This window comes from Pseudomonas sp. PS01298, assembly GCF_029959745.1.
GTDB classification, from domain to species: domain Bacteria; phylum Pseudomonadota; class Gammaproteobacteria; order Pseudomonadales; family Pseudomonadaceae; genus Aquipseudomonas; species Aquipseudomonas aylmerensis.
Genome location: NZ_JASCPP010000010.1, coordinates 44,508 through 59,512, shown reverse-complemented (window position 1 = coordinate 59,512; position 15,005 = coordinate 44,508). Strand labels below are relative to the sequence as shown.

Genomic DNA, 15,005 nt, shown 5'->3' with positions numbered 1-15,005 from the left:
AGGCGCGTGTCTTCACGCTGGATGTCTCCTATCGCTCTCATACCCAATGATTTTGGAGATTTCCGCTACGCACGATCGCATTGATCTGCTGCAAGTGACTCATGGACGCCAGAGCCAGGCTTGAGCCTTGGGGGGCATGGAGGGCAGCCTGAGCCAAGACACTCTGCCGAAACTGGCTGAGCTGGGCAGGCGTCAGGTACTCGGCTTTGTCTTCCCTCTTACCCTTGATTCGGACCAGCACCTCTTCTGGTAGTTGAGTACTTTTAACTTCGCATCCGAGCAGTAAAGTGGCCAGATCTGCCAGGCTGCGCACTTCTATTTCCTTAAGTTTGCCGCCGTTTGCACCACCCGACAGTGGGTGATTCTGATTTTGGTATGAATAGAGCTTGGTGGCGTTGCCCGAGTGGTCATGAATAGGGTGGGAGGAAAGATTCCTGAGTTTTTCAAAACCAAACACTACCGGTATTACCGTGCCTTTATTGAGCAGGCTCAAATAAGGCGCTTTACCCTGCTCCAACGCCTCGCGTAATTTGCAAGCCCACTGCGTATAAAGGACCTCCAGCGCTTTACCTTCGAGCACACGGTCGGGGGCGTTTTCGAACTTAAACGTTAAGCTGCGAGGAAGTTTCACCGCGTTGACGCTGTGCTCAGGGGGCGCGGTGAGCAGCTTGCTGGCAGCACCGGAAACGATATAGGCATCATGCAGAAAGTTCTGCAGCCACGCGCTACCCTCAGCATCAATAGCCTGGGGATCTTTTATAGCGAGCGTCACCGGCTTGTAAGTCAGCGAAAGTGGCGAACCTCGATCCGTTGAGTGTGTGAGGATCTGGGTCAAACGGTGTTGCTGGGCGCGGGATGACGCGTTAGAGGGCACAATCCCGAGACCTCGTGAGTAGGTACGGGCCTTGGTGCGCAGATTTTTACGGGTCGTGGCATCCGTGGCACTTTCAGGCGTTCGATCAGAGAAAAATACCCGACCATTCAACGACTGTGAGCCCCCCTTGGCATCATTGACGCCGCCCTTGAGCGAGCCAGAGGTCAGTATTTCCAGGCCCCACGGGGAACCATGCAGGGCTTCGGGCTTGATGTAGCCCAGAGGTGCAGTAGGGTTTAAGGATTGCAACAAGGCAATGCGCATGCGGGAGAGGCTGCGCTTGTCCAGGTCACGCATGCTCTCCAGCACATCGATAGGCGAGCGACGTTCGCTATCCAGCACGTCGGCGCGCATGCCTTCGATGCGCGCTTGCAACACCTGCTTGCTATCGCGGCGGGCCACAGCAGCATGAATCGGGTCGTTAGTGTTGCAAATCATCAGCGGTGCTATCGAAGCGCTATTGCCGGGAGGGACACAACTCATACCATGGCTCCAAACTTATTCAGCGTGCAGCTTAGTGGTGTTGCTGTCCTTTCCAGTTCTATTGCACCTATTGATATCCCTAGCGCGTTCAACATCTGATGTACGCGGGCATTTAGATGTCACTGCATTTTCCCAACGGCTCTTTTGATCGAATCGGTGTCAGGCACAAATGCCGCCCATCAGGTGAGGGCGGCCTTGTCTCGGTGTTGGGGCGACGCTCAATTGCCTCTGTAGGTCGAGAAACCGTAGGGACTGAGCAGTAGCGGGATGTGGTAGTGCGCAAGGGTACCGTCTACTTCAAAAATAACCGGTACTTCGGGGAAGAAACTCGAGACTTTGTGAGCCTTGAACCACTCACCGGTTTTGAAGGTGACACGGTAGGTGCCTTTCTCCAGGGCCTTACCTTCCGGGTACAGGCCGGGAATACGCCCTTGCTCGTTGGTCGCAGCGCTGTTGAGCAGGTTCCAGTTGTTGCCGTCCTGTTTTTCCAGCGTGACATTGACGCCAGGGGACGGCAGACCATCTTGCAGGTTGAGTACATGCACGCTGAGCGGGTTTCCTGTCGCGAATGCCAGCGAAGAGGCGACACTCAATACAACGCCAGCGAACAACGATTTTAATCCAGTCATGAGGATGTCCTTAGTTTTTGACGGTAGGTAGAATTTTGTTGATAGCGGCTAATGCGCAACCTTCATCGGTTGCTGCACCACCGGCGCCGGCCACGCCTATGGCGCCAATGACTTGTCCTTCAAACAGCAATGGCACTCCGCCACCTAGCAGCAATAGCTCATGCAGGGTGTTGAGGTTTTCCGCATCGGGGGTGCTGCGGGCACGCTCTGCCAATAGCCGTGTCGGGGTCTTGGTCGATAGGGCGGTATAGGCCTTGCGTTGGGCTGCCAATGTATTGTGTGGGCCAACGTTATCGTCACGCTGCAGGGCGACCAAATTGCCTCCTCGGTCGACAATTGCCGCAACACCGGTACGTCCATCGGCATGACATGCTGCCAGCGCGGCATTCAGCAAATCATTGGCGATTGCCAGTGAAACGTCGTTGCGCTGTACAACCTGATCCGCAGATGCAACCGCGAGCGCAGAGCTCATTGCGAGTGGCATCAGCAATAAGTTCGATAGGATTGTCCGCATGCTTTTTCCTTTATTTGGTCTGGCTGAGTCGTGGTCAGGCAGGATGACGCGTGCGGGCCGTCAGAATGATTGCCTGATGATTACCAAGATGTAATGTGCCAAAACGCTCAGGCGCGCTAGCCTATGCTCCAGTTCTGGAGGAAAAGATGCGTATCCTGGTTGTTGAAGATGAAGCGAAAACCGCGGATTACCTGCACAAAGCCCTGACTGAATCGGGCTACGTGGTAGAAGTCGCCCTGGATGGCCTGGAGGGCCAGTATCTGGCGCAGGAAAGTGAGTTCGACTTGATCATTCTGGACGTCATGCTGCCGCGCCTGGACGGCTGGCAACTGCTCCAGATCATTCGGCGCAAGTGGCAAACCCCGGTGCTTTTCCTGACCGCCAGGGATTCTGTGGAGGATCGGGTCAAAGGGCTCGAGTCAGGCGCCGATGATTACCTGGTCAAACCCTTTTCCTATGCCGAGTTGTTGGCGCGCGTACGTACGCTGCTGCGCAGGGGGCCGCCCCGTGAAGTCGAGCAGTTCCTGGTTGCAGACCTGAGCCTGGACCTGTTGCGCCGCAAGGTCACGCGCCAGGGTGAACGGCTAACCCTGACCAACAAGGAGTTTGCCTTGTTGCACCTGCTGGTCAGTCGGGAAGGCGAGGTGCTATCTCGCTCCTCGATTGCTTCGCAGATCTGGCAGATGAACTTTGACAGCGATACCAATGTGGTCGATGTCGCCATTCGGCGACTGCGCGCCAAGGTTGACGATCCTTACCCGCTCAAGTTGATACACACCGTGCGGGGCATCGGCTACATGCTTGAGGTGCAATCCTGAAACTGTTTCCGCGTACCCTGAGCTTGCGCCTGGCGGTCATGTTCGCGTTGGTCAGCGCGTTGCTGCTGGGCTCCATCGGGTTTTATCTTTATCAGTCGCTACAGCGAGAAATCGCGTGGCGCGATGACCAGGCGCTGCTCGGGCGCCTGGAGCGCATGCAAGCACTGATCAACGACAGTGTCAGCGTCGAGCAACTCAGAAATCGGCCCAAGCTCTACGAAAACATGCTGGGCAATCGCGACAACCTGCTGTGGATTGTCGATGACACCGGCCAGGTACTGATCGAAATCAACCCCGTCAGCATGCGCTTGCCCACGTTACCGGCTGCAGCCCAGGCTCAGCTCGGTGACGGCGACTCTTCGGTGCCAGTACGGCTTGCCTGGGAGCATGTCATGCAGGGTGGTCGCGGCTTGACGCTGATTGCCGGCAAGTTGTTGAGCGAGCGCGAGCAGATGCTGGCGGCGTACCGTCTCAAGCTCTGGCTCGCCCTGTCAGTCGGCGCGCTGCTGGCTTTTGTGCTCGGCGGGTGGGTCAGTCGGCGAGGCTTGCAGCCTGTGCGCAGGCTGGCTCAGCGCGCCGCCGCGATTGATGTGCAGCATCTGCATCTGCGGCTGGATGAGTTCAACGAGCTGAGTGAGCTGCAAGTGCTCAGCCAGGCGCTTAATCAAATGCTTGCACGTCTTGAAGACGGGTTCGCCCAGCTATCACGGTTCTCGGAAGACCTCGCCCACGAGATGCGTACGCCACTGAGCAACCTGATGGGGCATACCCAGCAAAGCTTGAGGCACAGCCGCTCCATCGAGGACTATCAGAACCTGCTGGTGTCGAACCAGGAAGAATATGAGCGTCTGGCGCGGATGATCGACAGTATGCTGTTCCTCGCACGGACTGAGCAGCCGCAAGCATCCGTGCAGGACGAACTCATCAACCTGCATGAACTGGTCGAGCAACTGTGTGAGTATTTCGAAGGCGTGGCGCAAGAACGCGACGTCACCCTGATTAATCAGGCTCATGGCGAGTTGCGTGCCGATCCGGCGTTGATCCGTCGAGCATTGGCTAACCTGATGGCCAACGCCCTGCGCTACGGTTCTCCCGCAGCGGAGGTGATTATCCGTAGCGTGGTGCGCGAGGGTGGGGTCGAAGTTTCTGTACACAACCAGGGCCCGCCCATTGCCGCGGAGCATCTACCGAGACTTTTCGAGCGCTTCTACCGGTGCGACCCGTCACGCAATCAGCCAGATGATTCCGGGGGCCTGGGGTTGGCCATCGTGCATTCAATCATGCAGTTACATGGCGGCCGGGTGACCGTAGACAGCCGTTCATCAGGAACGAGCTTTCGCCTGGAGTTTCCTGCGCAAAACCCTCGCGTTGTCTGACTCAGTGTCTAACGACTAAGCCTAAGGAGAGAGGTGCTTTTCGCAGCGCCTCTTTTTTTGTGGGCGTCAATGACCAGCGGTGGTCATAAAAAGTGGAACTCCCGCTCATTCCCACCGGTCAACTTTTCTGTCCCGATAAGACGCCTATTCCTCTGGTCGCCAGAGCAGTTGGCTTAATTTGAGTTTCCACTGACACGAAGGTTTATGAATCATGAAAAGTGAACAGGTAGAAGGTGTTGCAGAAAAGCTGACTGGCAAGGCACAAAGCGCCGTGGGAAAACTGTTCGGTGATTCGAAGCTGGAAGCCGAAGGCGCCGGACGCCAAGCGGCGGGTCAGCTGACCCAGACTTACGGCGACGCACTGGACAGCGTATCGACGTTCGTTAAAGAGAAGCCTGTTGCCGCCCTGGCAATCGGTGCAGTAGCACTGCTGGTGCTTGACCGTCTCCTGCGGCGCTAAGCCAGGAGGAGGCCGTCAATAGCTTTTCCGAAACCTTCCCTCTGACTCTCCAGGGCTTCCCATCAGGAGAGGGGGAGGGAGGCGATTCAGGCAGGCATCCACGCTGCTGATCTCGCTGGCTCGCTGCGTCGGCAGCCGCGTCGTAGAGGCCTCTAACGGCTGCACTGGGTCGTATCCGCAGTTGTCAGCTGTGATTGATCATCTACACCATCATGGCCTGTTCGCCAGGAGCTTTCGAACCTCGGCGATGATCAAGTCGATATTGAATGGCTTGGCCAATACAGCATCAAACAAATCAGATCTCTGCATACCGATGTGTGCCTGAGCACCGCTCATCAAGATAATCGGCAAATGGCCAGCGGACGGGAGGGCTCGGACAGCTGTGGCGAATTCCAGGCCGTCCATGACCGGCATCATAAAGTCGGTAATGATCAGGGCTGGCTGCTCTCTATTGAGCACCTCGAGGCCTTTTTGACCATTGCTGGCGGTCACCACCATGAACCCCTCATCCTCCAGCGCGAAGCAGAGAATATCAGCGATCAAATACTCGTCGTCGACGACCAGGATGGTGGTCATGTTAATACAACCTGCTCAAAAGCTTAAAAAGTTGAACCGGGGCATGAATCAGTGGGGACTGAGGGTTCATGTCTTAAAGCCTTTTTCAGGAAAACATCATGATCACGGATGACGACCTCAAATCGAGAGGGATCGTAAGAGCTGTCTCTTACTTTAAGAATGGATAGCGTCCTGCTTAGTTCAGAGTGATTCTCAGAGAACCGCATCAGCATCAGATTGTCGACGATGCTGGACAGGTCAGAGTTCGGTGCACTGACCTCTGAGCCAAAAAGATCGCGCATTTCCCAGGACGCAAATACCGTAACGCCCCTGGATCGCAACTCGTTCATCAGCGCACTGAAGAAGTCAGTAATACGCGCGGGATTTGTCGAGACCCGTGTCATACCGCTGAGGCTATCGATGAACAGGCGCTTGATGCCCTTATCTTCAACGATACTCAGCAATCGTGCCCCCAGGCCATCCAGCAGGCCTTCGGTAGTCGGCTGCCAGGCAATATTCAGGGCACCACTGTCTTCCATACCTTTGATATCGATACCCAGTGATTGGCCTTTAAGCCGCAACCGCTGTGGGCTCTCGTAGAAACCAAAATGCAGTCCCGGAGCCTCCACCGTCGATTCGGCCAGGAATTTGAGGCCCAGCGTGGTTTTGCCAATTCCTGATGGGCCAATGACCAGAGTCACACTGGAACTGTAAAGGCCACCGCCCAATATGTCGTCCAGTGAGTCAATGCCACTGGCAATGCGCGTCATGTCGGCGCTGTCTGGGGCGGACGGGTGGCTGTAAAGACTTTCGAGTCGAGGGTAAACCACCAATCCGTTGTCGGTGATCTCACATTCATGAAGGCCTGTCATTGCCCCACTGCCGCGAGTTTTACGCAGTTGAATACGGCGCACCGAGCGAGTGCCATATAGTTCTTCACCCATCTCAATCACGCCGTCTACCATCGTGTGCTCAGGGCTGCCGTCATCGAGTCGCGAACTGGTAAGAAACAGGACGGTGCAACCGGCGAAAGCCGCATGCCCTTGCAACTCTGAAATGAATTTCTTGGTGTCGATGTGCGAATCGGCTTTTGAGCGCGCATTGAGCAAGCCGTCAACCACCATCACTGTGGCCTTTTGGCGACTTATCTCGCGCCGAAGCAGCTTTACTACTTCATCCAGGCCTTCGTTTTCCAGGGTGTCAAAAGCACTGACAAATTGAATTTCGGCGCCAACTTTGGACGAGTCGAAAAAGCTCAGTGTAGAAAGAAACTGAAACAGGCGGTCATGTGACTCGGCCAGTAGCGTGGCGACCAGAACCCGGCCTCCATTGCTCGCATGATGGAATCCAAGTTGGTTGGCGAGGATCGTTTTTCCAGATCCCGGGCGCCCTTGGATTATGTATGAAGCGCCTGCGACCAGCCCTCCCTTGAGCAGAGCATCGAGCCCTTCGATTCCACTTTGGAGGCGTTTTAGCTTTTCCACGTTGCGACCCTGATCTGAAAAAACAGGCTGTTTAAGCCGAGTAAGGCGGAATGCTAACGCCATTTTCGCTCTGGGGCCATTCTCGCCTGAAGCATGGCTGACTAAGAGCGTTATATGCCCCATTCCAGCCGCCTTGAACTCGGACTTCGACCCTGCAAAGTCACGGCGAAATCAACCTTGCTAGCAGATGACCCTTTAATCTCGCAGTGATTCAATTGCAGTAAGAGACAGCGAGCGTTTGCGACAAGTGGAATGAGGCCAGGCAAAGCGTAGGAGGGGCGTTGAACTGGCCTGATCTTCATCGCTCAGTTGGCTTCCTGCTCCCACTCTATAGAAAGGCTCGACGGAATCCTTGTCAGCTCATGTAACTCGCAGTCCTGGGTGATGAAGATGGCCACCGATCGACCTCCAGACTTTGTACGAAGTAGCCGTGGCGCGGAAAACGCTGTGCCGACTGTCTGCATCAGAAAATCCCTCTCTGGTGTACAGATCAGTGCTTTGCTTCTGAGCAGTTTTTCGCCGAGACAGCCGGTGACGTTTTCAAGCCAGTCGATGGCATCGCCCGGGTCTGGCTCATTTAGCTGAGCCTGGTATACGTGTATGCGTGGGTGAGCGGTGGCTTGAACGAGCTTGCGTTGGGGGAGGGTGTGATCAAGGGGGCGTGGGGTCGCGTTCAGAAAAGCGCGATGGCTCCTCTTGGCTTGCGATATCTCTTCGACAATGGTTGCGAACGGGTTGATTCGCTCCGCTGTTGCCATTGCAGTGCACAGTTCCTGCTGTGACGCTGAATCAATCTTGGTGAGCACTACAGTTTGGGCTGCACTAAGTTGAGCGGCTGCTGCATCGAACTGGGTGCTTAGTAAGGAAGGTCTCGTGCAGTCGTAGGTGCAGATGATCGAAACGGCCATCTGCAGGTCGGCTAAGCCAGCCAGGGAGCGCACCACTTCACCGGGCATGGACAGCCCGCTGCACTCCAGGATGATTCGTTCAAATGGCGGTAAATCCATCCGTGCCCTGGATTCGACTAGATGTTGCACCGTGGTGACCAAGTCATTGTTAAGGCTGCAGCAAACGCACCCATTGCTGAGTGTTTCGATGACCAGCCCATTGGTCGAATCGACGAGTACCGCGCCGTCGATGTTGACGGCACCGGCTTCGTTGACGATTACCGCTGTGCCGGTGCTGTCTTCTACGGTGTAGAGAAGCTGTTCCAGCAGGGTGGTTTTGCCGCTGCCCAGCGGGCCGGTCAAGATGAAGAAATCGATACCCTTTGCAGGAGAAATCATATCCGCCTCCTACAGGGTTGGCTTATGTTCGCCGTTCCAGGTTTCGTCAACCATCTCGCGGACATCGGCGAGCAGTTCCCCGGTATCAAAAATGACGCCGCCCTTGAGGGTGTAATCAAGGCAGCGCTTACGTTCGGCTACGTTGGTGTCATCGTTGAGTCGCACGGCGCCAGTCCCGTAAAGCAGCTTGAAGTCCGACAAGGGGTTCTGGTTATGAATGAGGATGTCGGCCTCTTTTCCGACCTCCAGCGTGCCAGTCTTGTGCTCAATACCCAATAGTTCGGCCCCTTGCAGGGTGGCAGCACGCAGCACCTCCTGTGGCGTGAATCCTGCCTCTTGTAGAAGCTCAAGCTCACGTACATAGCCGAAGCCATAGACCTGGAACATGAATCCGGAATCGCTGCCAGGGCACACCCGGCCCCCTCGGTTTTTGTACTCATTCAAGAACTGCATCCAGATCCTGAAGCTTTCCTTCCACTCCAGTTCATTCTTGGTTGACCAGCGAAAGAAGTAGGCGCCGTGCCCACCTCGTTGAGGCTGGAAGTAGTTCCAGGAGGTGCTGTCGGTGTACTCCTGATGCCAGTCAGCGCGACGAGCTCGCATTACGTCACGGTTACTGTCGTAGACATTCATCGTCGGAACAAAGGTGTGGCCTACCTCAAGGAATGCTTCGAGCACCTCATTCCACTTCTGGCTACCGGGTTTTGTTGCCTGCAGGAATGTTCTGCCGGCGGCGGCGAAGCGGATGTACTCGTCGTTGTAGTTGTAGTCGTCATCAATGAACTGAAGGGTACTTCCTTCCATCAGCGCTTCGGGGAGGCCGTAGGAATGCTCTGTACTGGTCAGTCCCCACTTCGCTGTCTTGAGCGCGTTCATGCGGCCGACTGAAAGCTGGGCATGGTGGCAGCAGGTTTTGAGCCCGAGGTTTCGGCACTCGTCCAAAGCGGCTTCCATAATGGCGGGTGGAGAGCCAAAGAACTTCACACCACAGGCGCCTTTCTCGCGCACCTGGCGCAACCACTCACGTCCTTGCTCTGGGCTGTAGATCACCTTCAGGTAATCGTTCACAGCAGGGAAGTAGACGTACGGGTAGAGATTGGGCGCCCCGATGGTGTGATCAGCTGACGCACGTTGCTGCTCACATGTCCAGGCGAGCCCGTTCATGCAGCCGGCCTCTCGCACCGAGGTGACGCCATGAGCCAGCCAGAGCTTGTACACGTAATCGGCTGAAAGCATCTCACCGCTTTCTGCGTGAAAGGGTGTGCCGACGTGAGCGTGACAATCAATGAAACCTGGCGTAGCGAACTTGCCATGGCAGTCGATCTCGCGAACGCCTTTTGCGGGGCGACGGGCGGGGTTTATCGGCAGCCCGGGAACGCCAACCGCTGCGATTTCAGTGATGAGGCCATTTTCGATAACGATATCGGCAGGCCCCCAAGGTGGGGCACCGGTACCATCAATGACCGTGATACCTCGAAGCACCAGGCGAGAGTAGGGCCCATTGCCTCGCTCGTTGCTGGTGGCGGGTTTGACTTGGCCAAGGCCTTTCTTGGCGAAGCCGGCGACCATTTCTTCGCCTACCTCAATTGACGTAGCAGGGCTCGTCTTCACATAGCCTCCTATTGTTTTATTTACCGACCAGCGACGACTTTGCGGCGGGCCTGTTGGAGTTGAGCAGGGGTGTGGGGTTACCACAGCACCCTAGGCAGATGGGCAGTAAGAAAGTCGGCCTGAATCGGGTGGTCTTTGTGACCTTTGCTCAGGCTCTACAGGGCCTATCTCAGCCATCTGGTGGCGCGGCTTGGATGTACGGCTGGAGGATTTGCCCTTACACCCATCCTATCCCTGCAGCCCCTGCATTTCTTAGTGTCTGGAGTCGAAGCGAGACGGTTAAATTCCGACTCGGAATAGGTTGAAGTGCTCGAAATAGGATTTATTTGCCTGAAATTCCTATTTTTGTGTGGTAGAAGCGCGACGTTCCCAGGCGCTCAATTGACGAACCCTACAACAACGACAAAAGGCGCGGCTTTCACAGAAGGCTCGAGGGAATCTGAAAATGAGTGCAATTAGTTTGGATGTTGGTCGTGCGGTGGATACGAGCGCAATGCGGCGCAAAGCTATCATCGCCACTGTTCTAGGGAATGGATTCGAGTGGTTTGACTTCATGGTGTATGGCTTCTTTGCCATTATCATCGGTAAGTTATTTTTCCCTACCGGAGATGACTTGACGTCGCTGATGCTTTCGGCGGCAACCTTTGGTGTCGGTTTTTTGGTGCGGCCTGTGGGCGGTGTGCTGATCGGCATCTACGCTGATCGCTATGGCCGAAAGGGGGCGTTGTCTCTCACCATCATCTTGATGGGGGCTGGTACGGCCCTGATTGGTTTGGCGCCGGCCTATGAGCAGGCAGGTATGCTCGCTCCATGTATCATCGTATTTGCGCGACTGCTCCAGGGTATCTCTGCGGGGGGGGAGATGGGTGCCGCCACGGCTTATCTGACTGAACAAGCACCTGAAGGGAAGAAGGCTTATTACTCAAGCTGGATCCAGACGAGTATTGGCTTTGCAGTTCTGCTCGGTGCTTGTTTCGGTACCGGCATTACACTCGGCTTGAGCCCGGAGGAGGTCGAGAGCTGGGGTTGGCGAATTCCATTCCTGTTCGGCATCCTGATTGGCCCTATCGGATTCTTCATTCGCCGCAACCTGCATGAGTCACCGGTGTTTGAAGAATCTTGCGAGCTGACCGAGACGCCGCTGCGAGACGTCCTTCGCGAGTATCCACGGCAGGCGGTCGCCAGCTTCGCCATGATCGTACTTTGGACGGTGTGCATCTATGTCATTCTGTTTTATATGCCAACCTACTCTGTGAAGGTGCTGAAGCTTCCTCAGTCTGCCTCCTTCATTGCCGCTATGGTGGGCGGTGGCGTAATTGCGTTCTGCTCTCCAATCACGGGTTACATTTCTGACAAGGTTGGTCGCAAGTACCTGCTGGCTGGAGCCTCGGCGGTGATACTTCTTGTGGCTTGGCCGATGTTCAATATGATCGCCAGTTCGCCCTCGCTTTACACACTCTGCATCTTCCAGGCGGTGTTTGGTGTCCTGATCGCGGTTTACACTGGCCCGATACTCGCTGCGCTTTCAGAGACCTTTCCTACCAAGGTGCTGTCGACGGGCCTGTCCTTGGCCTACAACCTTGCAGTGATGACTTTTGGTGGGTTCGCCTCGCTGATCCTCACTTGGCTTATCAGTGTTACCGGCTCGGTTACTGCTCCAGCTTTCTATGTGATGATCGCGGCAGCGTTCAGTTTTCTCGGTGTAATGCTCGGTTATCGACAGCCTGGTCGCCGCTGATCGATGAAGCGCCGGGGTCGCTTATGCGATACCCGGCGTTCTTGCGGTGTATTGGGCGATCTCATCTGAAATTTTGTCTTTGCTTAATTCCTATTTTGAGCAGGATAAAATAACGCTTTTATCCTTCTTTGAGTTGGTAGAGCTGCGCGCTTTCTCGGCTTACAGTACCTAACCTCCGTCGCTCTACCTCCGGTCTTCCGCGTAGGGCTTCACGTTGTGTTCCCGTGCTGCTGATCGAGACCAGGCTTTTCCAAATGACAAAAAATAATCCTATCCCGTTCGACCTCAATGTCCTCATGAGTCTGCGCTCCAAACTGGAGGCTGAGACCTCGGCGGAGGTGAGGTTCGACGCAGCGACTCGTGCGATCTACGCCTCTGAGGCATCGAACTACCGTCAACTGCCAATCGGTATTGTGATCCCTAGAAGCATCGACGACATCATCGCCACGGTGCGAGTGTGCAGGGATTCCGGGATTCCGATTCTTCCTCGTGGTGCTGGTACTTCGATGTGTGGCCAAGCGGTCAACGCTGCGGTGGTCATTGATGCGTCTAAATATCTCAATGCAATTCACGAGATCGATCCGGGCCGACGCCTGGCCAGGGTTGAGCCAGGTGTTATTTGCGATCAGCTCAAAGGCGAAGCTGCAAAGGTGGGCTTGACCTTCGGCCCTGATCCCGCGACTCATAGCCGTTGCACCCTTGGCGGCATGATTGGGAACAACTCCTGCGGCGCTCACTCGGTAATGGCCGGCAAGACGGTAGAGAACGTGGAGCGGCTGGAAATTCTCACCTACGACGGTGAGCGTTTTTGGGTCGGGCCGACCGATGAGGCCACGTATCAGGAGCATATCAACGCCGGTGGCCGTCGCGCCGAAATCGTTCGTTCCTTGAAAGCGTTGGTAGATAAGAACGAGGAGCGAATTCGTCAAGGCTTCCCCAAGCTGAAGCGTCGAGTCTCGGGTTATAACCTGGATCAGTTGTTGCCGGAGAATGGCTTCAACATTGCTCGAGCACTGGTAGGTGTGGAGGGTACCTGCGTGACAGTGCTCCAGGCCGAGACCCTCCTGGTGAAGAATCCAACTCATCGTGTCCTTTTGGTATTGGGTTACGAGGAGATCTACTACGCCGCCGATTCGGTCCCTCAGTTGCTACCGCTCAACCCTATCGCCATGGAGGGGCTGGACGACGGCATTATCGAGGGACTCAAAGAGCGCGGTATGAAGCTCGCTGACATTGCGGAGCTGCCTGCCGGCAATGCCTGGTTGATGATTGAGTTCGGCGCGCTCTCAACCGAAGATGCGATCGCTTTCGCTCAGAAAGCCGTCGATATAGCGCCAGAGCTGCCAGGGCGTCCAAGCGTCCGGCTGGTTACGGATGCCGGCTTGATGAACCGGATTTGGACAATTCGTGAGACCGGGGCTTCGGCCACTTCCCTGGGCTTGGACCCCAACGAACCTGATCCTGTCGTGGGTTGGGAAGATGCGGCGGTCGAGCCAGAGCACCTGGGGAAGTACCTGCGCGAGTTCAAGAGCCTAGTCAGCAACTATGGCTACAAAACGAATCTCTATGGCCACTTCGGCGATGGTTGCATCCACTCTCGGATCACCTTCGATTTGAAGTCTCAAGATGGCCTGGACAACTGGCGGGCGTTCCTCGACGAGGCTGCACACTTGGTTGTCCGTTACGGCGGCTCTTTGTCCGGCGAGCACGGCGACGGCCAGGCAAAGGGTGAGTACCTGCGCATCATGTACTCCGCCGAGATAATGAATGCCTTTGCCGAGTTCAAGGCTATCTGGGATCCGCTCAACAAAATGAACCCAGGCAAGCTGATCCATGCAATGCCTGTCGATGCCAACCTTCGCTTGGGCCCAGATTACAAGCGTCGAGAAATCCCCAGCCAGTTCACATATGACCCTCGTCTCGGCGACAAAGGCCTGGCTCGCGAATCCGAGCGCTGCATTGGAATGGGTAAGTGCCGCTCCCTGGAAGGTGGAACCATGTGCCCGAGTTTCAGGGCTACACGCGACGAAAAATACTCCACGCGGGGTCGTGCGCGCCTGTTCTTCGAGTTACTCAAGGGCGAGGTGATTGAGGATGGCTGGCAGAACGAAGAGGTCAAAGACTCGCTTGATTTGTGCTTGAGCTGTAAAGGCTGCAAGACCGACTGCCCTACCAATGTGAACATCGCGCGATATAAAACCGAATTCCTCAATCGTTACTACAGCGAGAAGCGTCGCCCGGTCATGGATGCGATGATTGGCCGAATTGGTGAATGGCTGCCCCATGCCACCAAGTTTTCACCTGTACTCAATTACGCGATGGGTAACCCGCTGATGCGCACAGCAGGTTCATATTTCGGCCTGGCGCGCCACGCCAAATTTCCCAAGATCGCGGCGAAGAGCTTTCGCAGTGGTGTCACAGCCAAGCGTATCCTGAAAAACCAGGGCCAGCGCACAGGCACTGAAGTGCTGTTGTGGGTAGATAGCTTCAACAATGGGTTCACGCCCAAGGTGTTGGAGGCGGGTGTGACTGTCCTGGAAACGCTCGGCTTCAATGTGAAGCTGATGAAGCGTCATGTGTGCTGTGGCCGGCCTTACTACGACGTAGGGATGATTGATCAGGCGAAGGCTAATCTGGAGCAGATCCTCACTCAGTTGGAGCCGGTGTTGGAGGAGCGCATGCCTGTCATTGTTCTGGAACCAAGCTGTCTTTCGGTATTCCGAGACGAAATGCCCAGTTTGTTCCCAGCAGACCCGCGTGCCAAGCAACTCGAGGAGTCGATCATGACCCTTAGTGAGTTCATCAAGAGTCGTGGCTTGCAATTGCCCCTGATTGATGAAGATGTCCGCATTCATGGTCATTGCCATCAGAAGTCTTGTGGCGGCATGGAAGGCGAGCAAGGCGTCCTGGAGAAGCTCGGTGGTAAAGGCCAGGTGATCAATTCCGGTTGCTGTGGTGTTGCTGGAGCCTACGCCTACCACAGCAAAACGGCTCCGATAGCCAAGATCATCGGTGAAAAAGAATTCAAGCCCCATATCGACAAAATCCCACAGGAAACTCCGGTGGTCGCCGATGGATTCAGCTGCCGGGGTCAGATCCGAAACGTGAGTGGTCGAGAGGCCATGCACTTGGCTGAGTATCTCGCGAAAATTCTGGGCTAGTCGCGCCAGGCACGGC

12 protein-coding genes are annotated in these 15,005 nt (G+C 55.6%); 5 read left to right on the top strand and 7 right to left on the bottom strand.

Annotated features, from left to right (window positions below; all coding sequences use genetic code 11):
- Positions 1–37 precede the first annotated feature (37 nt).
- From QMX97_RS06885 to QMX97_RS06875, 3 genes are all read right to left on the bottom strand, one after another.
- Positions 38–1,357, bottom strand: a complete 1,320-nt coding sequence (locus QMX97_RS06885) for an ankyrin repeat domain-containing protein (RefSeq protein WP_282396570.1) — start codon at positions 1,355–1,357, stop codon at positions 38–40.
- Positions 1,358–1,575: 218 nt separating this feature from the next.
- A complete protein-coding gene (uraH, locus tag QMX97_RS06880; RefSeq protein WP_282396569.1) occupies positions 1,576–1,986 on the bottom strand; it encodes a hydroxyisourate hydrolase in 411 nt (136 codons plus the stop codon).
- Between the two features lie 10 nt (positions 1,987–1,996).
- Positions 1,997–2,500, bottom strand: coding sequence for a heme-binding protein (locus QMX97_RS06875; RefSeq protein WP_282396568.1), 504 nt, complete (start codon positions 2,498–2,500; stop codon positions 1,997–1,999).
- Between the two features lie 146 nt (positions 2,501–2,646).
- On the opposite strand from QMX97_RS06875, the gene QMX97_RS06870 reads away from it, so the two are divergent.
- From QMX97_RS06870 to QMX97_RS06860, 3 genes are all read left to right on the top strand, one after another.
- Positions 2,647–3,318: a heavy metal response regulator transcription factor gene (locus tag QMX97_RS06870; RefSeq protein ID WP_065905273.1), complete on the top strand. Its 672-nt coding sequence runs from the start codon at positions 2,647–2,649 to the stop codon at positions 3,316–3,318.
- Positions 3,315–4,694, top strand: coding sequence for a heavy metal sensor histidine kinase (locus tag QMX97_RS06865; protein ID WP_282396589.1), 1,380 nt, complete (start codon positions 3,315–3,317; stop codon positions 4,692–4,694). The genes QMX97_RS06870 and QMX97_RS06865 overlap by 4 nt, the downstream gene beginning before the upstream one ends.
- Positions 4,695–4,905: 211 nt before the next feature.
- Entirely contained in the window at positions 4,906–5,154 is a 249-nt protein-coding gene (locus QMX97_RS06860; RefSeq protein WP_065905276.1) for a CsbD family protein, read from the top strand.
- 210 nt (positions 5,155–5,364) lie between these two features.
- On the opposite strand, the gene QMX97_RS06855 is transcribed toward QMX97_RS06860, so the two are convergent.
- From QMX97_RS06855 to QMX97_RS06840, 4 genes are all read right to left on the bottom strand, one after another.
- Positions 5,365–5,730 carry a response regulator gene (locus QMX97_RS06855; protein WP_065905277.1) on the bottom strand — a complete coding sequence of 122 codons (366 nt, stop codon included), beginning with the start codon at positions 5,728–5,730 and terminating at the stop codon, positions 5,365–5,367.
- Positions 5,731–5,753: 23 nt separating this feature from the next.
- Positions 5,754–7,193 carry an ATPase domain-containing protein gene (locus QMX97_RS06850; RefSeq protein WP_106805665.1) on the bottom strand — a complete coding sequence of 480 codons (1,440 nt, stop codon included), beginning with the start codon at positions 7,191–7,193 and terminating at the stop codon, positions 5,754–5,756.
- 305 nt (positions 7,194–7,498) lie between these two features.
- Positions 7,499–8,479, bottom strand: a complete 981-nt coding sequence (locus QMX97_RS06845) for a GTP-binding protein (protein WP_282396567.1) — start codon at positions 8,477–8,479, stop codon at positions 7,499–7,501.
- Between the two features lie 9 nt (positions 8,480–8,488).
- Positions 8,489–10,090: an amidohydrolase family protein gene (locus QMX97_RS06840; RefSeq protein WP_282396566.1), complete on the bottom strand. Its 1,602-nt coding sequence runs from the start codon at positions 10,088–10,090 to the stop codon at positions 8,489–8,491.
- Between the two features lie 445 nt (positions 10,091–10,535).
- Here QMX97_RS06840 and QMX97_RS06835 point away from each other — a divergent pair, with 445 nt between their 5' ends.
- Together QMX97_RS06835 and QMX97_RS06830 are read left to right on the top strand one after the other, a co-directional pair.
- Complete coding sequence (locus QMX97_RS06835) at positions 10,536–11,828, top strand: MFS transporter (RefSeq protein WP_282396565.1); 1,293 nt, start codon at positions 10,536–10,538, stop codon at positions 11,826–11,828.
- A 254-nt stretch (positions 11,829–12,082) separates the two neighbouring features.
- Positions 12,083–14,989, top strand: a complete 2,907-nt coding sequence (locus QMX97_RS06830) for an FAD-binding and (Fe-S)-binding domain-containing protein (protein ID WP_282396588.1) — start codon at positions 12,083–12,085, stop codon at positions 14,987–14,989.
- Positions 14,990–15,005: the final 16 nt, after the last annotated feature.

What these genes read in the sequence shown, in the direction of transcription:
- QMX97_RS06860 (WP_065905276.1), top strand. Translation starts at nt 4,906, where the DNA reads ATGAAAAGTGAACAGGTAGAAGGTGTTGCAGAAAAGCTGACTGGCAAG.
- QMX97_RS06875 (WP_282396568.1), bottom strand. Translation starts at nt 2,500, where the DNA reads ATGCGGACAATCCTATCGAACTTATTGCTGATGCCACTCGCAATGAGC.
- QMX97_RS06855 (WP_065905277.1), bottom strand. Translation starts at nt 5,730, where the DNA reads ATGACCACCATCCTGGTCGTCGACGACGAGTATTTGATCGCTGATATT.
- QMX97_RS06835 (WP_282396565.1), top strand. Translation starts at nt 10,536, where the DNA reads ATGAGTGCAATTAGTTTGGATGTTGGTCGTGCGGTGGATACGAGCGCA.
- QMX97_RS06885 (WP_282396570.1), bottom strand. Translation starts at nt 1,357, where the DNA reads ATGAGTTGTGTCCCTCCCGGCAATAGCGCTTCGATAGCACCGCTGATG.
- QMX97_RS06870 (WP_065905273.1), top strand. Translation starts at nt 2,647, where the DNA reads ATGCGTATCCTGGTTGTTGAAGATGAAGCGAAAACCGCGGATTACCTG.
- uraH (WP_282396569.1), bottom strand. Translation starts at nt 1,986, where the DNA reads ATGACTGGATTAAAATCGTTGTTCGCTGGCGTTGTATTGAGTGTCGCC.
- QMX97_RS06830 (WP_282396588.1), top strand. Translation starts at nt 12,083, where the DNA reads ATGACAAAAAATAATCCTATCCCGTTCGACCTCAATGTCCTCATGAGT.
- QMX97_RS06845 (WP_282396567.1), bottom strand. Translation starts at nt 8,479, where the DNA reads ATGATTTCTCCTGCAAAGGGTATCGATTTCTTCATCTTGACCGGCCCG.